The organism is Acinetobacter sp. 1000160, from assembly GCF_000588715.1.
Lineage (GTDB): Bacteria > Pseudomonadota > Gammaproteobacteria > Pseudomonadales > Moraxellaceae > Acinetobacter > Acinetobacter courvalinii.
Window position 1 is genome coordinate 11,656 of sequence record NZ_JFWP02000011.1, and the last position, 20,299, is coordinate 31,954.

19 protein-coding genes are annotated in these 20,299 nt (G+C 43.0%); 7 read left to right on the forward strand and 12 right to left on the reverse strand.

Features of this window, described 5'->3' with window-relative positions; genetic code table 11:
• Positions 1-122 precede the first annotated feature (122 nt).
• Positions 123-2,888, forward strand: a complete 2,766-nt coding sequence (gene polA / locus J699_RS02015; RefSeq protein WP_032871165.1) for a DNA polymerase I — start codon at positions 123-125, stop codon at positions 2,886-2,888.
• Between the two features lie 126 nt (positions 2,889-3,014).
• Entirely contained in the window at positions 3,015-4,142 is a 1,128-nt protein-coding gene (locus J699_RS02010) for an acyltransferase family protein (protein ID WP_032871163.1), read from the forward strand.
• Between the two features lie 41 nt (positions 4,143-4,183).
• Here J699_RS02010 and J699_RS02005 read toward each other — a convergent pair whose 3' ends face one another.
• Genes J699_RS02005 through ppx form a run of 5 tightly spaced genes read right to left on the reverse strand, consistent with a single transcriptional unit; the run spans position 4,184 to position 9,308 of the window.
• Entirely contained in the window at positions 4,184-4,753 is a 570-nt protein-coding gene (locus J699_RS02005; protein ID WP_005228797.1) for a YggT family protein, read from the reverse strand.
• Between the two features lie 16 nt (positions 4,754-4,769).
• Positions 4,770-5,609, reverse strand: a complete 840-nt coding sequence (gene proC, locus J699_RS02000) for a pyrroline-5-carboxylate reductase (protein ID WP_005283449.1) — start codon at positions 5,607-5,609, stop codon at positions 4,770-4,772.
• Positions 5,610-5,624: 15 nt separating this feature from the next.
• On the reverse strand, positions 5,625-6,878 hold the full coding sequence (gene tilS, locus J699_RS01995) for a tRNA lysidine(34) synthetase TilS (protein WP_032871160.1): 1,254 nt from the start codon (positions 6,876-6,878) through the stop codon (positions 5,625-5,627).
• Between the two features lie 56 nt (positions 6,879-6,934).
• Positions 6,935-7,759, reverse strand: a complete 825-nt coding sequence (locus J699_RS01990) for an acetyl-CoA carboxylase carboxyltransferase subunit alpha (protein WP_005228791.1) — start codon at positions 7,757-7,759, stop codon at positions 6,935-6,937.
• A gap of 28 nt (positions 7,760-7,787) precedes the next feature.
• Complete coding sequence (gene ppx, locus J699_RS01985) at positions 7,788-9,308, reverse strand: exopolyphosphatase (RefSeq protein ID WP_005228790.1); 1,521 nt, start codon at positions 9,306-9,308, stop codon at positions 7,788-7,790.
• Between the two features lie 273 nt (positions 9,309-9,581).
• Between ppx and trxA the strand changes: the two genes are divergently transcribed.
• From trxA to J699_RS01970, 3 genes are all read left to right on the forward strand, one after another.
• Positions 9,582-9,908 carry a thioredoxin gene (gene trxA, locus J699_RS01980; protein ID WP_004774726.1) on the forward strand — a complete coding sequence of 109 codons (327 nt, stop codon included), beginning with the start codon at positions 9,582-9,584 and terminating at the stop codon, positions 9,906-9,908.
• Between the two features lie 329 nt (positions 9,909-10,237).
• Positions 10,238-11,506 carry a transcription termination factor Rho gene (rho, locus tag J699_RS01975; RefSeq protein ID WP_004664227.1) on the forward strand — a complete coding sequence of 423 codons (1,269 nt, stop codon included), beginning with the start codon at positions 10,238-10,240 and terminating at the stop codon, positions 11,504-11,506.
• A gap of 387 nt (positions 11,507-11,893) precedes the next feature.
• Entirely contained in the window at positions 11,894-12,142 is a 249-nt protein-coding gene (locus J699_RS01970) for a hypothetical protein (RefSeq protein ID WP_005283441.1), read from the forward strand.
• 103 nt (positions 12,143-12,245) lie between these two features.
• Here the strand turns inward: J699_RS01970 and J699_RS01965 are convergent, their stop codons facing one another.
• The 3 genes from J699_RS01965 to pheS all read right to left on the reverse strand — a co-directional run bounded on the left by J699_RS01965 (position 12,246) and on the right by pheS (position 15,974).
• The gene (locus tag J699_RS01965) at positions 12,246-12,542 is read right to left on the reverse strand and encodes an integration host factor subunit alpha (protein ID WP_000126166.1); all 297 of its coding nucleotides are present in this window, start codon (positions 12,540-12,542) and stop codon (positions 12,246-12,248) included.
• The gene (gene pheT, locus J699_RS01960; RefSeq protein ID WP_032871154.1) at positions 12,539-14,920 is read right to left on the reverse strand and encodes a phenylalanine--tRNA ligase subunit beta; all 2,382 of its coding nucleotides are present in this window, start codon (positions 14,918-14,920) and stop codon (positions 12,539-12,541) included. The genes J699_RS01965 and pheT overlap by 4 nt, the downstream gene beginning before the upstream one ends.
• 73 nt (positions 14,921-14,993) lie before the next feature.
• Complete coding sequence (gene pheS / locus J699_RS01955; protein ID WP_005283435.1) at positions 14,994-15,974, reverse strand: phenylalanine--tRNA ligase subunit alpha; 981 nt, start codon at positions 15,972-15,974, stop codon at positions 14,994-14,996.
• 497 nt (positions 15,975-16,471) lie between these two features.
• Between pheS and J699_RS01950 the strand changes: the two genes are divergently transcribed.
• Positions 16,472-17,476, forward strand: coding sequence for a hypothetical protein (locus tag J699_RS01950; RefSeq protein ID WP_032871152.1), 1,005 nt, complete (start codon positions 16,472-16,474; stop codon positions 17,474-17,476).
• 52 nt (positions 17,477-17,528) lie between these two features.
• Here the strand turns inward: J699_RS01950 and J699_RS01945 are convergent, their stop codons facing one another.
• Both J699_RS01945 and J699_RS01940 read right to left on the reverse strand, forming a co-directional pair.
• Positions 17,529-17,726, reverse strand: coding sequence for a hypothetical protein (locus tag J699_RS01945; RefSeq protein ID WP_032871150.1), 198 nt, complete (start codon positions 17,724-17,726; stop codon positions 17,529-17,531).
• Between the two features lie 106 nt (positions 17,727-17,832).
• Positions 17,833-18,210 (reverse strand): hypothetical protein, encoded by a 378-nt coding sequence (locus J699_RS01940; RefSeq protein WP_032871149.1) that lies wholly within the window; start codon positions 18,208-18,210, stop codon positions 17,833-17,835.
• Between the two features lie 58 nt (positions 18,211-18,268).
• Here J699_RS01940 and J699_RS01935 point away from each other — a divergent pair, with 58 nt between their 5' ends.
• Positions 18,269-19,444 carry a hypothetical protein gene (locus tag J699_RS01935; protein WP_032871147.1) on the forward strand — a complete coding sequence of 392 codons (1,176 nt, stop codon included), beginning with the start codon at positions 18,269-18,271 and terminating at the stop codon, positions 19,442-19,444.
• 131 nt (positions 19,445-19,575) lie between these two features.
• Here the strand turns inward: J699_RS01935 and rplT are convergent, their stop codons facing one another.
• Positions 19,576-19,935, reverse strand: coding sequence for a 50S ribosomal protein L20 (gene rplT / locus J699_RS01930; RefSeq protein WP_004655655.1), 360 nt, complete (start codon positions 19,933-19,935; stop codon positions 19,576-19,578).
• An 11-nt stretch (positions 19,936-19,946) separates the two neighbouring features.
• The gene (rpmI, locus tag J699_RS01925; RefSeq protein WP_004637967.1) at positions 19,947-20,141 is read right to left on the reverse strand and encodes a 50S ribosomal protein L35; all 195 of its coding nucleotides are present in this window, start codon (positions 20,139-20,141) and stop codon (positions 19,947-19,949) included.
• Between the last annotated feature and the right edge of the window lie 158 nt (positions 20,142-20,299).

Genomic DNA, 20,299 nt, shown 5'->3' on the forward strand with positions numbered 1-20,299 from the left:
TTCACATACAAAATACTGCAAATCTTAAACCACAGTTCCCCTGCTACAGATTCCAGTTCAGATAAGACAGCCACTGCTTTTTCACGTAAAATACCGACTAATTTATAATTAGGATTTGCGCAATGCCACCTTTTGTCTTGGTTGACGGGTCTTATTTCTTGTTTCGTGCTTTTCACGCTTTACCGCCATTAACGACGTCTACTGGCTTACATACCAATGCAATACGTGGTGCAATTTCAGCAATTCAGAAATTGATGCGTCGTACCCAGCCGACTCATATGGCAGTGATTTTCGATACACCAGAACCGACTTTCCGTCATAAGTTATCGCCGATCTATAAAGGTGATCGACCAAGTATGCCTGAGGAGTTGTCTCAGCAAATTCCTTATTTACATGCTTTGATCAGAGCACAGGGTATTCCGTTGTATAGCCTTCCAGGGGCGGAAGCGGATGATATCATTGGCACTCTCACCAAACGTGCACTTTCGGAAGGTCACCATGTCCTGATTTCCACCGGTGACAAGGACATGGCGCAGCTGGTCAACGAACACGTCAAACTGGAAGACAGCTTCAAAGAACGTGTTTTAGATGAAGCGGGTGTTTTCGAGAAATTTGGGGTTCATCCCAACCAGATCATCGATTACCTGACCCTGATGGGCGATGCGTCTGACGGCATCATGGGCGTGCCGGGCGTGGGTGCAAAAACAGCGGCCAAGTTGTTAAATGAATACGGCACCTTGAGCAATATCATTGCCAATGCCGATCAGTTGAAAGGCAAAATTAGCCAGAACATTAAAGATAATCTAGACAACATCAAGATTGACCATCAATTGGCAAGTATTGTTTGTGATCTTGATCTGGCTTTAGATTGGCATGACCTGAAACTCACCAATCCAAATGTAGATCAGTTACGTCACCTGTATACCGAGCTTGAATTCCGTAACCAGTTACAGTCGCTGGATCATCCCAACAACCCGAATAGCCCTGCTTATCAACAGGCCGCACAAAGCATTGCCAAAGCAGAACAAAAAACTGAGCAGGTGGTGATTGAAGATCATGCCAGTCTGTCGAGTCAGGATGATCAACTGGGTACAGCGACCTACCATACCGTGCTAAGCCAGCAGGATTGGGATGCATTATTGCAACGTATGCAGCAAGCAGATCATTTTGCGATTGATACTGAAACTACCAATCTGGACTACCGCTTTGCTGAGCTGGTCGGGTTCTCGGTCGCCTTTGATGCCAATGATGCATACTATGTTCCGGTTGCCCATGATTATGAAGGTGCACCGCAACAACTGAATCGTGAACAGCTTCTGGCCCAGATCAAACCGATTCTTGAAAATGAACAGGTCAAGAAAATTGGTCATCATTTAAAATATGATGCCCACATCTTTGCCAATCACGGTATCACCATTCAAGGCTGGTATTTCGATACCATGCTGGCGTCTTATGTACTGAATGCGGCAGCCACACGACATGGCATGGATGATGTTGCGCGTCTTTATCTCAGTCATTTGACCACGACTTTTGAACAGATTGCCGGTAAAGGCGCCAAACAGAAAACCTTTAACCAGATTGAGCTTGAAGTGGCAGCGCATTATGCCGCTGAAGATGCGCATGTTACCTATCGCTTATACGAAGTGCTTGCAGCAAAACTGAAAGCCCATCCGGAATTGGTCAATATTCTACATAACATTGAGATGCCTGTTGCACGCGTGCTCACTGGCATGGAAGAAGATGGGATTAAACTGGATCACGCTTTCCTTGATCAGCTCAGTGTAGAGTTTTCCGAAACCATTCAGACTCTTGAAGCACAGGCAGCCGAGCTGGCAGGTGAAGCGTTTAATGTCGCATCCCCAAAACAGGTCGGTGAAGTGCTGTTTGAAAAGCTTGGGCTTAAAGGTGGCAAGAAGACGGCAACCGGTCAATACAGTACCAGTGAAAGTATTCTTGAGAAAATTGAGCATCCATTGGCTGAGGTGATTTTAGAACATCGCGGTTTGGCGAAACTCAAAAATACCTATACCGATCGCCTGATTGTGCAGTCAAATGATGCAACCCACCGGGTACATACCAGCTATCACCAGGCCTTAACCGCGACAGGTCGTTTGTCTTCAACCGATCCAAACCTGCAAAACATTCCAATCCGTACTCCGATTGGTCGTCAGATCCGTAAAGCCTTTATTGCGCCTGAAGGTCGCGTGTTACTCGCTGCCGATTATTCGCAAATCGAATTACGTTTGATGGCGCATTTCTCGCAAGATGATGCGTTGGTACATGCTTTCCAGCAAGGTCAGGACGTACACCGTCGTACCGCTTCCGAAGTACTAGGTATTGATATTGAAGATGTCACCAATGACCAACGTCGCCAAGCCAAAGCGGTCAACTTCGGTCTACTCTATGGGATGTCTGAATTCGGTTTAACCCGTCAGCTTGGCTTTAGCCGTGAAGAATCACGTAGCTATATCGCGCGTTACTTCCAACGCTATCCAGGTGTACTGGACTATATGGAACGTACCCGCCAGATCGCACGTGAGCAAGGCTTTGTGGAAACCATTTTAGGTCGACGTTTGTATACGCCAGACATTATGGCAAGCAACAAGATGATCAAACAGGCGGCTGAACGTGCAGCAATCAATGCCCCGTTACAAGGCAGTGCGGCAGATATTATTAAGCTGGCCATGATCGCCGTCGATAAAATGCTGCCGAAAGATCAAGCCAAGCTGTTATTACAGGTCCACGATGAACTTGTGTTTGAAGCAGATGTGGCAATCGCCGATGAGCTTTCCAAACAAATTGCGGAAGTGATGCAATCGGTATTGGAAATTTCAGTGCCATTTGTGGTGGAAGTCGGACAAGGTCTAAACTGGGATGCTGCGCATTAAGCGAGCCTGAGTGCACAAAAACAAAATGTTTCTTGCAGACAGGGGATAAACTCCCCTGCGCTACAAGAACACAATAATAAAGAATAGCCGATAACAATTAATTCGTATAGGAGAAAGGAATGCAACATGTCCTTTAATCAAGTCCAATTCAAGCGTTTTCACTCTATTGATTCATTACGCTGTATTTCAATCTTTCTGGTGTTACTGCATCACTTCAATATTCCTTACAAACTATTTGATACTTCCATTAACTTTCAGGTTTTTGGCGAAAACATCACCACGCTTTTAGCCCGCAATGGCAACTACGGCGTCACCATGTTTTTCGTGATCTCGGGCTATCTCATTACCTCCCATACCATTAAGCGTTGGGGAGCATTGCAGCAGATCAATACCCGGGATTTTTATATATCACGATTTGCACGCATCATGCCGACCCTGATTCTGCTGATCTGTGTAGTCAATCTTCTCGGTGCATTTGAGCTCAAGCCTTTTATGACGCAAGCCCCAAATGGCATCGTGGTGGCTCAATCCACCGTCAATCTGGCAGCGCTGACCTTCTGGATGAACCTGCTGATTATCGAAAATGGCTGGGTCAACTATGCGCTTGGCGTGTTATGGTCATTATCTGTGGAAGAAGTCTTTTATTTGCTGTTTCCGCTGACCGCGCTGCTGTTTAAGAGAAAACCCTACTTTCTATTGACATGTTTCGCCTTAATTCTATTTGCACCCTATTTTAGATCTTTGCACTATGGTGAAGAAAGTGGTGCGTATCTCTATCATTACTTCTCTAGTTTCGACGGGATTGCTTTTGGTTGTATTGCAGCACTGCTGGCACCGCAACTGAAGCTGCAAGCCCGCACTTGGTCAGGCCTGAAATATATGGCGATTGCGACCATGTTTATCATCTACTTTTCTGCCCCGATTAAACAAAACTGTGTTTGGGGAATCAGTCTATTTGCACTGGCAACAGCAATCGTCATTCTTGCGAATGTCGCAAATGAGCAGGTTATACAGGTCCAGCGCTTGAAGTGGCTGCAAGAGATTGGTAAGAACAGTTATGAAATTTATTTATTCCATCTGATTATTTTAGGTTTTTTCAAACTGTTTTATACACCAGCACTAACCGAGGGTAATATTAAACTGGTGTTATTATTACTCTATCTTATCCTCGCCATTGGATTAGGTGCCTTGATTGCACGCTACTTTTCCAATCCCTTAAATCAAGCCATACGACAACGCTTGATCAAGAAATAAAAAATGGGCATGATGCCCATTTTTTATTGAATCAAACTCGCTTAAAGGCCCGTTAACAGGACTTTAGCTGCTTCATTCATCAGGATCTCAGCCACATACAGTGCCAGAAATGCCAGAATTGGAGAAAGGTCAATCATCCCCATATTCGGCATGATACGACGGAAAGGTGCAAGTAAAGGCTCAGCCAGCTCCTGAATCACTTCGATATATGGCGAGCGTGACTGGGTAAACATCACCACCCAACTTAAAATAATGGTGGCAAAAATCAAATAACGACAGAAACGGATCAAGTCCTGAATCATGGTCACAAAGGTGGTCACCACCAGATACACGGCGCTATGTGGCATCTGCCCTGATAAATACATCAGGCCGAACATTTTCAGTAAATACAGCACCAGCAACAACGCTACTGCCGCTAAATTGACACGACCTTTACCTACTGTTGGAAAAATACGACTAAAAATATCTACAATCTTGGTTGCTTTCACTGTCGAAAGCACCACCGGATTGTATGGACTCACTGCCGCCAATTGCATTAAAAAACGGAAAAAGACCAATAAAATTGCAACATTGATCAAAACACCAAAAATTAGCGCAGAACTTGCACCCATAATTGTCTTATCCTACTTAAACCGATTTAGTCTTGTCACTCAGCTCTTGCGCAAGCTCTTGGCTACGCTTTTGAGCTGCTGCAAGCGCTGCTTGAATATTTTGTGAAATCTGGGCACGGTCAAACACCTCTAAAGCTGCTTGGGTTGTGCCGTTGGGAGAGGTCACATTTTTACGTAATTCTGCGGGAGAATTTGAACTGGTAATTGCCATTTGTGCCGCACCTAATGCGGTTTGCAAGGTTAATGCAGTTGCAACCTTTTCATCCAGTCCCAGATTTTTACCAGCGCGAATCATGCTTTCCATCAAATAGAAGAAATATGCAGGACCAGAACCCGATACTGCAGTTACTGCATCAATCTGTGCTTCATTTTCTACCCAGAGGGTCAAACCTGTCGCTGCAAGAATCTGACTGGTCAATTCACGGTCTTGTGCATCAACTGCTGCAGGCGCATAAATCCCATGTGCACCCGTCTGCACCAGCGCTGGCGTATTCGGCATAACACGGACAATACGCTGACTGCCGCCGATCAAATCTGAAATAGTCTGAATTTCAGCCCCTGCAATAATCGAGATTACCAGTTTATCTGACAATAGGCCTTTTAATGGTTGTAATACCGTTGCCAGTACCTGCGGCTTTACCGCCAACACCACGACATCGGCATGCTTGATTGCGTCAACATTCTCGGTCGTAGTCTGAATTCCTTTTTCTTCTAATACGTGACGAATTTGCTCTACAGGATCAGAAACGGTAATGCGTGTGGTCGGTAATCCACGAGAAAGTAAGCCACCAATCAAGGCCTGGGCCATATTACCGCCGCCAATAAAACAAATATTTTTATTCAATGCTGTCGCCATGTCCTACTCGTCATATCAAAAAGACTGCTGAAAACTACAGTCAGAAATTAAACTTGGTTGCCAACCACCTTGCTCTACATACTCAGATTGCGCCAACCAAAAACCTTTTGGGCTAAAAACCCCAAGCATAACATTATCCACGACTAATATTTGAATTGTATGACGTAACCAAGGCAAAATCTGTGCTTCCTGAATGGCTTTTTTCAGAGGCCAATGTCCAACACGCCCATAAAGATGGATTTTTTCTCCACCCTGACGTTTAAGCAAGCTCAATTCACGTCCTAACAGTTGTGTAGAAAGCCCTATTGCCTGCGATTGGATTTTAAATTGCCCTGCCGCGACCTCGACAGTTTGCCCAATTGCATAGTGTTGTAATACGACATTGGCAACCGACATCTGCTGTTGTGCATACAGCTCATCATGGCTTAAACGATATAATTTTTTCTGATAGCGCACATAATAATGCGGGTGAATATGCAAGCTTGCCTGCGCATCCGCTTTGGCCAGAATGACCTCATTTTGCAGGCGCTGTACCATAGCGTAACTTGGACGATATTGATCTGTGCCTTTAATCCAGGCGGATAAAAGCTGCCGTTGCCGCGCAGTTGAGAGCTGAGCCAGTTGGGATAAATCCAGTTCACGATCTGTTGCGCAATCTTGCCAGTCTTGTTGCAACACATCATTAAGGATTTCCGCTGCATCTTGCATCAGATAACTGCTGCGTGCCACAGCCGACTGCATTTTAGGGAAACGCTGTTCGAGCATCGGCCATAATTGTTCCCGACACCATGCCCGATCATAATGGGTATCGTGATTGGTAGGATCGGTAACATAGTCCAAGACCAGTTGTTGTGACCACTGCTCAATCTGTTCCCGACTCAGGTCTAAAAAGGGTCGCCAGATGGTCATATCCTGACGCATATCAAGCTGTTGCATAGCAGCCAGTCCAGTGACTCCCGCCCCAGAAAATAGACGCAACAAGAACGTTTCAGCCTGATCTTGCTGATGATGGGCTAAAACAAGAATTTCGTTGGACTGTAAGTGCTGCTGATAAGCTTGATAACGGGCCTGTCGCGCTTGCTGCTCGAGATTGCCAGTTTCAACCGTGACTTTTTGCAGAATAGAGGGAATATTAAGTGCTTCAGCTTGTTGTTGGACGAACATTCCCCAGCCAGCACTTAACCTTTGCAGCTGGTGATCAACATACATGGCGCGAATTCGATTTGGGAAAAGTTCAGCCATCAGATACAGCAACAGCATGGAATCCATGCCGCCGCTACACCCGATCAGGAATCGGGTTTGTTCAGAAAAATGCTGTGTTTGTGCTAAGACGCGATGCCTAAATTGCTGCTGCCAAACTTCATTAAACGTTGATAACGTGCGTCGCATCGTTCCTGGGCATCCATCGGTTGCAATTCATCTAGTGCTTGTTTTAACACATCTTTCAAATCATGCATGACTTTTTCAGGTTGCAAATGTGCACCCTCACCTTCATCCACCACATATTCCACAATACCCAAAGCTTTGAGCTTGTCTGCGGTTAAAGCCAGTGCCTCACTTGCTTGCGCCGCTTTGTCAGCAGTTTTCCACAAAATAGAGGCACAACCTTCTGGTGAAATCACGGAATAGATACTGTGCGACAGCATAATCACACGATCAGCCACACCAATACCCAAGGCACCACCTGAACCGCCTTCACCTAGTACAGTGGCAATGACAGGAACTTTTAAGCTTGAAAGTTGCGCCAAGCTGGTTGCAATCGCTTCAGCCTGACCACGTTCTTCTGCCCCAACACCCGGATAAGCACCCATGGTATCCACAAAAGTAAAGACAGGTAAATTGAAACGCTCAGCCATATCCAGTAAACGCTGTGATTTACGATAGCCTTCCGGGTTACACATACCGAAGTTGTGTTGTAACTTTTCACGGGTGCTGCGACCACGATGTTGACCCACCACCATCACGGGCTGTCCGTCAAAACGTGCCAGACCACCAATCATGGCACCGTCATCACCAAATAAACGGTCACCATGAAGTGCATCAAATTCAGTAAAGATTTCACTGACATAATCTAGAAATTGCGGACGTTCAGGATGTCGTGCAATTTGAACCGTAGCCCAAGCCTTGGACTGAGTCGCTTTATTTTTCATAAGTCAAGAATGGTCCATAATAATATGGTTAATCAACAAATTTGTCTGACTGAATATTTAACTCAATGTCCCAATGCTTAAACTGCACTTGTTCATCATGCAGGTCAGCAACCAATAAAGGCCATTGTTTAGCATCGCCAGATACGCTTAGTTGCCATTGTTGATCATTTACAACACTCAGTTCAATGGCAGGAAGCATCTGATCACTACGACTATGGTTCAGCAAAACCGCCAGACGCAGTAATAAACAGAGATCAAGTAAATGACTGCCACCGACCTTTAAAACGTCATTTTTTGCATCCGCACGCAACTTGCGACGATGATGTGAAACCAGATGAGACAAATGGTTTTGATCAATTTGCGAGAAACCCGGGATGTCGGAATGCTGCAATAAATAAGCACCATGACGATGATAACCGCCATGACTAATCGCCAGACCAATTTCATGCAAATAAGCGGCACGACGCAGTAAGTCACTGTCTTCAGTAGTTAAATTCAACGCTTGTGCTACGCCATCAAACAATTGTTGAGCCGTATTAACAACACGCTCGGCCTGCTTCGGATCGGCATTGTAACGGCCCATTAAGGCTTGCACACTACGGTCACGAATGTCTTCATGTTTGAAACGTCCAAGTAAGTCATACATGACCCCTTCACGTAACGCACCGTCAGAATATGCCAATTTATCGATATCTAAAACTTCAAAAATGGCGAATAAAATTGCAAGACCAGCTGGCAAAACTGCTCGGCGGTCTTCACGCAGACCTTCAAAATCAATTTCAGAGATATGTTTAAATTTCAGTAACCGGTCTTTTAACTTATACAGGCCATCACGGGTCAGGTTTTCCTGCTCATCACTTAACCCTAGATTAACTGCAATCTGACGACAGGCCTTGATCGTTCCACTTGAACCAACAACCGTATCCCAACCGACAGATTTGTAGGTGTTGGCAATGCCTGACATCTCTTTACGCGCCGCAACAACCGCCTTGTCAAATGCCTTGTTGGTAATCTCGCCGTCAGCGAAATAGGTTTTGCTATAGGCCACACATCCCATCTGTAAAGATTCGGTATGCAGCGGCTCAAACTCTTCGCCGATAATAAATTCTGTTGATCCACCACCAATGTCCACCACCAGACGGCGACCGCCATTGGCCATGGTATGCGAAACACCTAGGTAAATCAGGCGTGCTTCTTCTCGACCGGCAATGATTTCAATCGGTTTGGGTAAAATTTCAGCTGCTTTCTGGATAAATTCATGACCATTCTTCGCCTGTCTTAAGGCATTGGTCGCTACAATTCTTAAACGGTTCGGTTGTACCGAACTCAAACGCCCGACAAAACGGGCTAAACATGCCAGTCCGCGTTGTTGTGCTGCTTCTGTTAAATTCTTGTTTTCATCCAGTCCGGCGGCTAACTGAACTTTTTCTGACATTGAAGCGACTTTTTTAACCTCGCCATGATCAACACGAGCAATCGCTAGATGGAAACTGTTCGATCCCATATCAATCGCAGCAAGTAATTCTTCATCAATCAGAAAATCAGACATTATTCATATAAACCCATGCTCAATTCACGCATTAGAGTAATTCACATGCTTACAATTTTAAAGTCATTTTCATCAATAAAAGTGAGCTATTTATGCTTTTCATGCCTAAATCATTGTAGAAGTCGATGATCAACATCGTGAGCATCCATTAGACTTTTCATTTTCAAACTTGAATAATCGGAACAAACCCTTACATTGAATAAAGCGGCAATGTAATATTCATCGTGATGATGTTTAAATTCGCACTTTATTTCTTAAATTTGGAGCAACCTTATGTCTGCGACTATTGTTAATACTACTGATGAAAACTTCCAAGCAGATGTTTTAGATGCTGAAACGCCTGTACTTGTAGATTTCTGGGCTGGCTGGTGTGCACCATGTAAAGCAATTGCCCCTGTCCTTGAAGAACTTTCAAACGAATACGCGGGTAAAGTGAAAATCGTTAAAGTTGATGTGACTTCATGCGAAGACACTGCGGTGAAATATAATATCCGTAATATTCCAGCATTATTGATGTTTAAAGATGGTGAAGTTGTTGCTCAACAGGTTGGCGCAGCACCACGTTCAAAACTTGCAGCATTTATTGACCAAAACATCTAATACGACTGTTGAATTGTCAGTACTGGAAATACACGCTCAGCTGAATCGTGTATTTCCAGTTAAAAATTGACAAATCCCCTGATTTCATCTATATTTCTGGATCAAGAAGCTTTGAATGGAATCTACTTCATTGCGCTTCTTACAAGACACAAAACATAAGATCGCCGCTCGGCAATAAACAATTGTTTTCACATTTCTCTCTGAAACAATGAACCAGACTACTGAATTGTGGTTGTGTAAATACAATTACATCAGCATGTATGTATGCGGTCGATTTTTATTCTTTCCCTAACGTAGTCCTCCACTTATTCCATTCTGTCTGACCACTTATGAACTTAACTGAACTCAAGAAAAAACCCATTGGCGAACTCATTAAGATTGCGGAGTTTATGGGCCTTGAAGGCATGGCACGTAACCGTAAACAAGATATTATTTTTGCCATTTTAAAGCGCCATGCCATGAATGGCGAAGAAATCTTTGGTGATGGTGTTCTCGAAATTCTTTCTGATGGTTTTGGCTTCCTACGCTCTGCGGCTGGTTCATATTTAGCTGGACCAGATGACATCTATGTCAGTCCATCACAAATCCGTCGCTTTAACTTACGTACTGGTGACACCATTACCGGTACAATTCGTCCACCAAAAGAAGGTGAACGTTATTTTGCCCTATTAAAAGTTAACCAGATTAACTACGATACCCCTGAAAATTCACGCAACAAGATTTTATTTGAAAACTTGACCCCACTTTTCCCGACCGAACAACTAATTATGGAACTCGGGAATGGTACAACTGAAGACTTAACTGCACGTGTAGTCGATCTGGTTGCTCCGATTGGTAAAGGTCAACGTTCAATCATTGTGGCACCGCCGAAAGCGGGTAAAACAATGTTATTGCAAAATATCGCGCAATCCATTGTCCGTAACAACCCGGAAGTGTTCTTGATCGTGCTTCTGATTGACGAACGTCCGGAAGAAGTAACCGAGATGGAACGTACCGTTCGTGGTGAAGTTGTGGCATCAACCTTCGATGAAGCCCCTGCCCGCCATGTGCAAGTCGCCGAAATGGTGATTGAAAAGGCCAAGCGTCTGGTTGAGCACAAGAAAGATGTGGTGATTCTGCTCGATTCGATTACCCGTCTTGCCCGTGCCTACAACACCGTGATTCCATCCTCAGGTAAGGTATTAACCGGTGGTGTGGATGCGCATGCTTTAGAACGTCCAAAACGTTTCTTCGGTGCGGCACGTAATATTGAAGAAGGTGGCTCACTCACCATTATTTCAACTGCCTTGATTGAAACCGGCAGTAAAATGGATGACGTGATCTACGAAGAATTCAAAGGTACAGGTAACCAGGAAATCACGCTTGATCGTCGTATTGCAGAGAAACGTGTATTCCCGGCAATGAACATCAAGAAATCAGGTACTCGCCGTGAAGAACGCCTCATGAGCGAAGAAAATCTGCGTAAAGTCTGGATCCTGCGTAAACTCCTTCACCCAATGGATGAGCTTGCGGCCATGGAATTCTTACTGGATCGTATGAAAGAAACCAAAACCAATGATGATTTCTTCGATCAGATGAAAAGAAAAGCCTCGACCTAAAGTCGAATAAAAAGCTACCTCAATGGTAGCTTTTTTTATTTGGTTGACAAACTTACATAACATTTACATTTTTTTAAAAAAGTTACCAAAAACACTATTCTATTGATTTATTTATATATTTATAAAATAACTTATTTAATTTCCGCAACTTACCGATTTAAAATTTATAATCCATAGTTATTTTCTATCAAAAAACAGCCAAATTTTGCCCATTTTTGTCGTTTTGTTGGACAGAACAGTAGTAATTCATGAATTGCTTTGATAGGATAGCCTCAGACCAGTTAGGCTGCTCCCTGCGTTGTTACCTAAAGCGTTTAGGAATAATAAAAGCACAAACAGACTAACTTAAGGTTTTTTTTAATCTCACAATTTTATGAGAGTGATGCCATGTTATTCAAAAAATTCGCTGTTGTTGCTGCTATTGCTACTACTTTAGCTTTCGTTGGTTGCTCTAAGAAAGAAGCTCCAGCTGCTGACGCTAACGCTGCTGCTTCTGAAGCTGTAGCTGCTGCATCTGAAGCTACTACTGCTGCATCTGAAGCTACTGTTGCTGCTTCTGAAGCGACTACTGCTGCTGCTTCTGCTCCAGTTGCTGCTGCTTCTGAAGTTGCTGCTCCAGCTTCTGCTGCTAAATAATCTAGTTTTAGATTATCGAAAAAAAGAGAACCTATCGGTTCTCTTTTTTTTATGCCTAAATATTTTAAAGTTCAAACAAAATACAAAGATAAAAAAAAGCAGATCAATCGATCTGCTCATTTCCAACACGCTGTCTGAATTTTTGACCCGCTCGGAACGTTACCACGCGACGGGCAGAGATCGGAATCTCTTCACCCGTCTTAGGATTACGTCCTGGACGTTCACGTTTGTCACGCAACTCAAAATTACCGAACCCAGAAAGTTTGACCTGCTCACCCGCAATCAATGCCTGGCTGATTTCGTCAAAAAATAACTCGACCATTTGTTTTGCTTCGCGGCGATTTAAGCTAGTCAGCTCACTTAAATGGTCCGCCATATCTGCTTTTGTTAATGCTGTCATGAGGCCCTCAATGTCGCTTGGTAAGTGTCTTCCAACACTTGAATAATGTTATCCATACCAGATTTAATTTCAGCATCTTCAAGCGTACGAGTTGGATGTTGCCATAACACTGCAAAAGCGAGAGAGCGTTTGCCTTGTTCAACTCCTTGCCCCGTATACACATCGAACAACCATGTCGAGTCGAGTAACTCTCCACCAGTTTGCTCAATTAACCGCTGAATATCTCTTACCTCAATATTATCAGAGATTAAAAGCGCAATATCACGTCTAACCGATGGAAAACGTGATAATTCTGTAAAATTAGATACATAAGATTGCAAAACAGCCTGCTGATCCAGTTCTGCCACCCAAGTTGTGCCCAAATCGAGTTCACTTTCCAGTGATGGATGCAAACGACCGAGATATCCAATCGATTGACCAGCGACTAAAATTTCCGCAGACTGCCCTGGATGTAACCATGCACGTTCACTACGGGCAAACTCAACCCCAAGACGGCCTGCTGCCAGAATCTCTTCAACCTCACCTTTAAAGTCAAAGAAATCCATGGCCTGAGGTTTTGCATGCCAAGACTCTGGTACACGTGAACCAACCGCAATCAAGGCTAACGTCGGGATCTGTTTAAGATCATGAATACTTTGGGCATTCTGATAGTCAAAACGTAAACCTAACTCAAAGAAACGTACACGTGGCTGTTGACGATTTAAGTTGTACTGTACACAAGGAATCAGGCTCGATAGCAAGGTACTGCGCATTGCAGCCAGATCACTTGAAATCGGGTTTGCCAGCATCAATGGCTGTACCGCTGGATTCAGCTGCTTTTCCAGTTTTGCATCGGCAAAGCTAAAGCTGATCGCTTCTTGATAGCCCAATGTTGCAATCGTTTGACGTAATTGCGCAATTTCAAAACGGTCTTGATATTTCTCCAACTTGACATCAATTTTTGGCAAACTGATTTGGATATTGTCATAACCGTGGATACGTACTACTTCTTCAATCAAGTCTTGATAAATTGCCATATCATAACGATGTGAAGGTGGGACCACACTCCACTCACCTTCAGCAATTGCGGTCACCACACAGCCCAGACGCGTTAATGCATCAACAATAAAATCACCTGCCACCTGATATCCAAGTAACTGATCGACTTGTGACTGTTGCAATACAATTGCTTCACGTTTTGGCAATAAAGCCGCTTGCTCAGCAATCGTGATCGGACCAAACTCACCACCAGCAAAGGCCTGAATCAATTCAGAAGCACGGTGCATGGCAATCATTGGCAGTTCAAAATCAACCCCACGTTCATAACGTTGAGATGAATCGGTATGCAAGCCAAAGCGGCGTGCACGGCCAGCAATCGCTAACGGTGCAAAGAAAGCGCTTTCAAGGAAGATATCTTGTGTATCATCAGTAACCGATGAGTCCAGACCGCCCATGATACCGGCAATGGCCAAGGCTTTCTGATCATCAGCAATCACCATGATGTCATCTTGTAGCTCAACTTCCTGATCATTAAGCAACATCAACTTTTCTTTAGGCTGCGCTTGACGAACCTGGATTGAACCTTCGATTTTCGCCAGATCAAAAGCATGCATAGGTTGACCTAACTCAAGTAATACGTAGTTAGTAATATCCACCAGAATGCTATGTGTACGGATACCTGAACGCGCTAGTGCTTGTTCCATCCAGTCTGGTGTTGCAGCTTTGATATTGACATTTTTAACAATACGACCCAAATAACGTGGCGTACCCTCAGTCGTGATCGTCACTGCTTTTTCATCAGTGATAGTTGCAGCAACTGACTGAATTTCAGGCTCATTCATCTTTAACTGATTGATGACTGCAATTTCACGTGCAATACCACGGATACTAAAACAGTCACCACGGTTTGGGGTAATACTGATATCAATCACATTGTCATCAAGTTTTAAATATTCACGGATATTGATCCCCACTGGCGCATCAGCAGGTAATTCCAATAAACCGTCAATCTTGTCTTCTAAATCAATTTCAGAAGCACCGCATAACATGCCATGTGATTCAACACCACGCAGTTTGCCTTTTTTAATTTTAAAATCACCTGGCAATACCGCCCCAACAGTGGCAACAGGCGCTTTCATGCCCACGCGGACATTCGGAGCACCACAAACGATTTGTAATGGCTCACCTGAACCAATATTCACCGTGGTCACACGTAAACGATCCGCATCTGGATGTTGCTCAACCGTGACTACTTCACCCACAACTACACCAGTAAAGGGTTTCGCCACAGGCGCCAACTCATCCACTTCCAGACCAAGCATGGTTAACTGATCAGACAATGTATCGCTATCAATTGCTGGATTGACCCAGGTGCGTAACCAATTTTCACTAATTTTCATTTTATTAAAAACCTATAAATCTACTTTTGTTCCCCCTCCTTTTAGGAGAGGTTAGGGAGAGGTCCAAATCTGTCTAGGCAAACTGGCGTAAGAAACGCACATCATTTTGATAGAACATACGCAAATCATTGATGCCATAACGCAACATTGCAAAACGCTCCACCCCTAAACCAAAGGCAAAACCTTTGTATTTATCAGGATCAATGCCTGCAGCACGGAGTACATTTGGATGCACCATGCCACAACCTAAAACCTCTAACCAACGACCGCGCTCATCCATGATATCCACTTCGGCACTTGGCTCTGTGAATGGGAAATAAGACGGACGGAAACGTACTTTCAAATCTTTTTCAAAGAATTCATTAAGCAAGTTAATTAACAAACCTTTTAACTCGGCAAAGCTGGTGTTCTCTGCAACATATAAACCTTCGATCTGATGGAACATCGGCGAATGGGTTTGATCCGAGTCACAACGGTAAACACGGCCTGGACACACGATACGAATCGGTGGCTGACTGGTTTCCATGGTACGAATTTGAACACCCGATGTATGGGTACGCAATAAATGTGTTGCATCGAAATAGAAGGTATCGTGCATGGCACGTGCCGGGTGATGCCCAGGAATATTTAAGGCTTCGAAGTTGTGATAGTCATCTTCAACCTCAGGACCATGCGCAACCTGGAAACCTGCTTTGGTAAAGAACTGGCAAATACGTTCCTGAACCTGAGTAACAGGATGAATACTGCCCATGCGCTGACCGCGGCCTGGCAAGGTAATATCAATGGTTTCACTTGCCAGTTTCTTTGCAAGTTCCGCTTGTTGTAATGACTGTTGACGCTCGGTCAAAGCGCTATTGATTGCTTCACGAACAGCATGGATGGCAGCACCTTGTACTTTTCGTTCTTCAGGATCCATCTTTCCAAGTGCTTTCGACTGCTCTGCAAGCTGGCTTTTTTTCCCTGTAAATTGCACACGTACTTGGTCGAGTGCAGCAAGGTCTTGAGCCGCTGCAATGGCAGCAAGCGCTTCAGTGGTCAGGGCTTCCAGTGACATAGTAACTCTCAAAGCAACAAAATATAGAAATATAAGAAAACGCTATAGTTTATCAGCTTTTTACCCCTTTTATGAAGCAAAACCCAGCTTTAAATCTTCTGGTTTTTTGTGCAGCAAGTTGGGGATAAAAGCACAGGAGAATGAAGCAGGCCGATTAATTTTTGAAAAAAATGATCAATAATTGAATAAAATGGATAAGATACTAGGGTCTATTGACATTTCAACCATGCCTTGCGTTATCGGCTAAAACGACATAAACAAGGCATGAAACGCAGACAATGGCAAACCCCTTGTCAAGTTTCATAACACAGTTTAGGGAAGTTTTAGCCATAACCCTATGGGACAGGGACATTTTTTGCCGCTACTGCGTTATATCTTATTTATTTAGAATGACTAAATTACATAAGACATGCCTTGTAGCATCAAAAAAATGTCCACTGTCGCAAGCATCTGTGAAATATCAATAAACCCTAATTCGTCAATGAGAAAGAATAACGATGGCGCTTGATCAAATCTGGAAACAGCAACTTGCCCTTGTCACCTATGGCAATGAATACCTTGCAGCAAATCTCAATTTCAGTCGCTGGATTGAACACCCGGTTTTTAATCAAAATCGTCTGATCTTCAGAGATTTAATGTCACAGCATCTACTGGCTCAACATTTCCAGATCTGGCTTGAAGGCTTAAAAAAACAAGGCGTAAAAAAGCTGAGTCTACATTTATCTAGCCTGCTCAATGACGAACAGAATCCGAATGCCAATGTTGAACTGCTTCCCTTCGCACATTTTATCGTAAGCCATCAAGCCAATAAAAAGACGGCCTGGATTTGTGGACATGAACTGGCGGAATGGGATGATAGTGATCGTGAATTTCAGGCTCCCGACTCTCAGCAATCAATGATACGTCAGGAAGATCTTTGGCGTTACGAGTTAAATGATAAGTTCGCCAAGAAAATCGATGCAGATCTCAAAAAAGTGAATTGGAATGAAGTTGCTATTTTTCTAGAAAGAGAATTATTTGACAGCAAATATGCGGACAACTTTATAGAACCTGAACAGCAGGATTTTCCTTTCTACGGTTATGCAGTCGATCCAGAAGACCTTTCAAGTCAGCAACTGGCTTTAATCCCAACCGACTATCCAGCAGATTGTGCACATCGCTTATTACACCGCACCCAGGCATTGGTAGAGCATTTGGAACAGCAAAAGAAGCATCCTTACACTGCGGCTGGCGAATTGCTTAGCCCCGAAGAGCAAATTAATGTGCGCAACTTTTTGCAAAAAGCGGATGACCTATTTGCCAAATTGATTGTGAAAACCGCCAATCATTATCAAAGCGCTCAATTAACAGCGGAAGAGCCCGAAATCATCGACCGGACCATGGAAATTCCACAACGAATTAACAATACCCAGCAACATCACAAAGTTGGAGCTTCAGGTGTGATCAAATTAATTCTACTCACCATTGTCATCTGCGTGTGTGCGTATTATTTCGGCTTATAACGATAGACTAAATAAAAAAAACCTAGATCACTTGATCTAGGTTTTTATCAATTTAAAAAATTGGCCTGATTTTGATAACAACTTTATGCCCGCCATCATGCTGATTGACAATGTGATGGATATTTTCAATTTCGCCCTCTACTTCCGCATCAGGACCATAGAAGATCCGGATAGTTTCGCCTTTTCTAGGCAAAATACTTAATTCTGTTTCAATCGCGCCTTGTTCTAAACCTTCTACACTCACTCGCATACTTTTTATCCCGATCTTGTTTTCTTTACTGTAAAAAGATTCAGGGAGAAAAGTCTATTGCAACATGTTTGGGTTATGTAATCTTGAATTAAATCAAAAGATTGATTTAATCATCATAAACCAGCTCATCTTCATCCACATTGATAAAATCGGGTTCAGGCGTTTGTTCAAATTGCACGGCAAGAATATGGCTATGTTTCAATAAACTTGCTTTGGCAACACGATGCATGCCATCCATGAGCCGACCTTCGGCACATAAAATAATGGGATAACTCAGATCAGCGTCTTGAACCAATTGAAAATGTTCTATGATTTGCTGTGTCGTCGGAAATTGATCTGGAAACCAATAAGCTTCGTCGAGTTCTCGAATATCAGCAAGTGTAACTTTCTTGATCACAAAAGTTTTGGTTCGCTCAACCAGATGATGTACATCCCAGATATAAGTATCTTGAGCCACTTGTCTAAAGTGATATTGTTTTCTCATGCGTTTTTGTTCAATCTATCTATTATTTACAATGATTATAATAGGAAGAACAGCATAGATGTATTTACCAAGAATATACCGTCAAATCGCGTTAGTCAGTTATGGAAACGAATTTTTAACAGGAGGTGTAGATTCCGAACTTTTAGACCGCCACCCCTTACTCTTTACTCACTTTCCTATTTTAAGAAATATTGATCAGGGTAATTTACTCGCAGGCTCTGCTTCACATTTTTTAAGTTATCTTAAACGTCTAGGCCTAGAGAAAATCAGTTTACATTCAACCTCAATAATTGCGAATTATCTCGAAGAATCAGAACTTTTTAATTTCTTTCAAGCTGAGGATGAGTTTTGCATTATTTGCCATTTTTCCCAGCAAGAATTGAAAGTGCTCCTACCTTGTGAAGAAAAACCATCTTGGCAAAGCTACGACAACGATGGATATCCATTGTATTCAGACTATAATAATTATCACGATAGTGTTGAAAATTATGTATTGAAAGATCTTCCTGTAGAGGTTGTATCTTATATTACTGAAGACTTAAAACCGATCTCTTGGCAAAGCTTTTTCAATGAATACCAAGAAAAAATTTATCATTTTGCTGTAGCCCAACGCTTTGGTAGCTACCCTATTCCTTTAACTGATAATAATTGTTATGAAGGTGACATGTATAGACTAGAAGAACAGTTTCCAGTTTTGCCTTATAACCTCAAAAAAAATTATGCCAGTATTCTCATGCTCAACGCTGCTCGTTTAAAAAATCAGTTGAATAATGAATCCCATATTAAAAATGATAATGGTGATTACTGGCAAATGACTGAAAATGAAAGATTAGAATTTGACACCGTACGTAATATACTCGATGAATTCCATGTACTTATCCTAAAATACGCTGCCAATCAATATCAGAGCTCCAACATCAATAATCATCAAGAACAACTCACTGCTTTTAAATTCACTCCAAAAACCCAAAACTCAGCCGATTTCTCCCCTATCACAACTCCACTTATCGAACATGAAACGACCTCACCTATCGAACCGCAACCACACTTTCGTTGGTTAGGGATCGTGAAATTTTTATGGTCAATGTTATGGTGTTATTGTGCTTTATGGACCTTAGCTTATTTTGCAGTTCATTGGGGCAATCTTTTTATTCTGATTCTTGCACTGTTTTATGCAATCTATAAAGTACTTAAAAACTTAGCTGACAAAGAAGCCCATAATAGTAGCTCTTAGATTATTAAACTTCTATCAACCACATATAGGAGAAATAGAAGCAAACTCCTGTCTCTAGTGATTGATAGAAGTGAAAAGTTATAAATATAAAAAAGACCGCTAAAAAGCGGCCTTCTTTTGAATCTCTAAGCTTATGCAGCTAATGCGCCTTTAGCTTTTTCAGCTAAAGCAGCAAATGCGATTGCATCATGCATAGCGATGTCAGCTAATACGCGACGGTCGATGATCACTTGAGCTTTTTTCAAGCCATCGATCATACGGCTGTAAGACAAACCGTTTTGACGAGCACCAGCATTGATACGCGCAATCCATAAAGCACGGAATTGACGTTTCTTTTGACGGCGGTCACGGTATGCGTATTGACCAGCTTTGATTACCGCTTGGAACGCTACGCGATAAACGCGTGAACGAGCACCATAGTAACCTTTAGCGCGAGCAAGAATTTTTTTGTGACGACGATGAGCCACTACACCACGTTTTACACGAGCCATTTATAATCTCCTTAGATGTATGGGCACATAGCACGAACTGATGCAACGTCACTTACGTGAACCATTACACAACCGCGCAATTGACGGATACGCTTAGCAGATTTTTTGGTCAAAATGTGGCGCTTGAATGCTTGTTTGCGCTTGAAACCGTTTGCAGTCGCTTTAAAGCGTTTAGCTGCACCACGGCGAGTTTTTAACTTAGCCATAGTAACCTCTTTTGGGCACCTGTTCGGCACGTTTGCACGATTGCAAATCGACCTGCAGGTAAGGAAGGCAGTATGATATAGCATCTGCCGCTAAAACAAAAGTAAAATGCTCATTTTTTGATAGAAATAGAAGTGTTTTCCGCAAACGTTATTTTCCA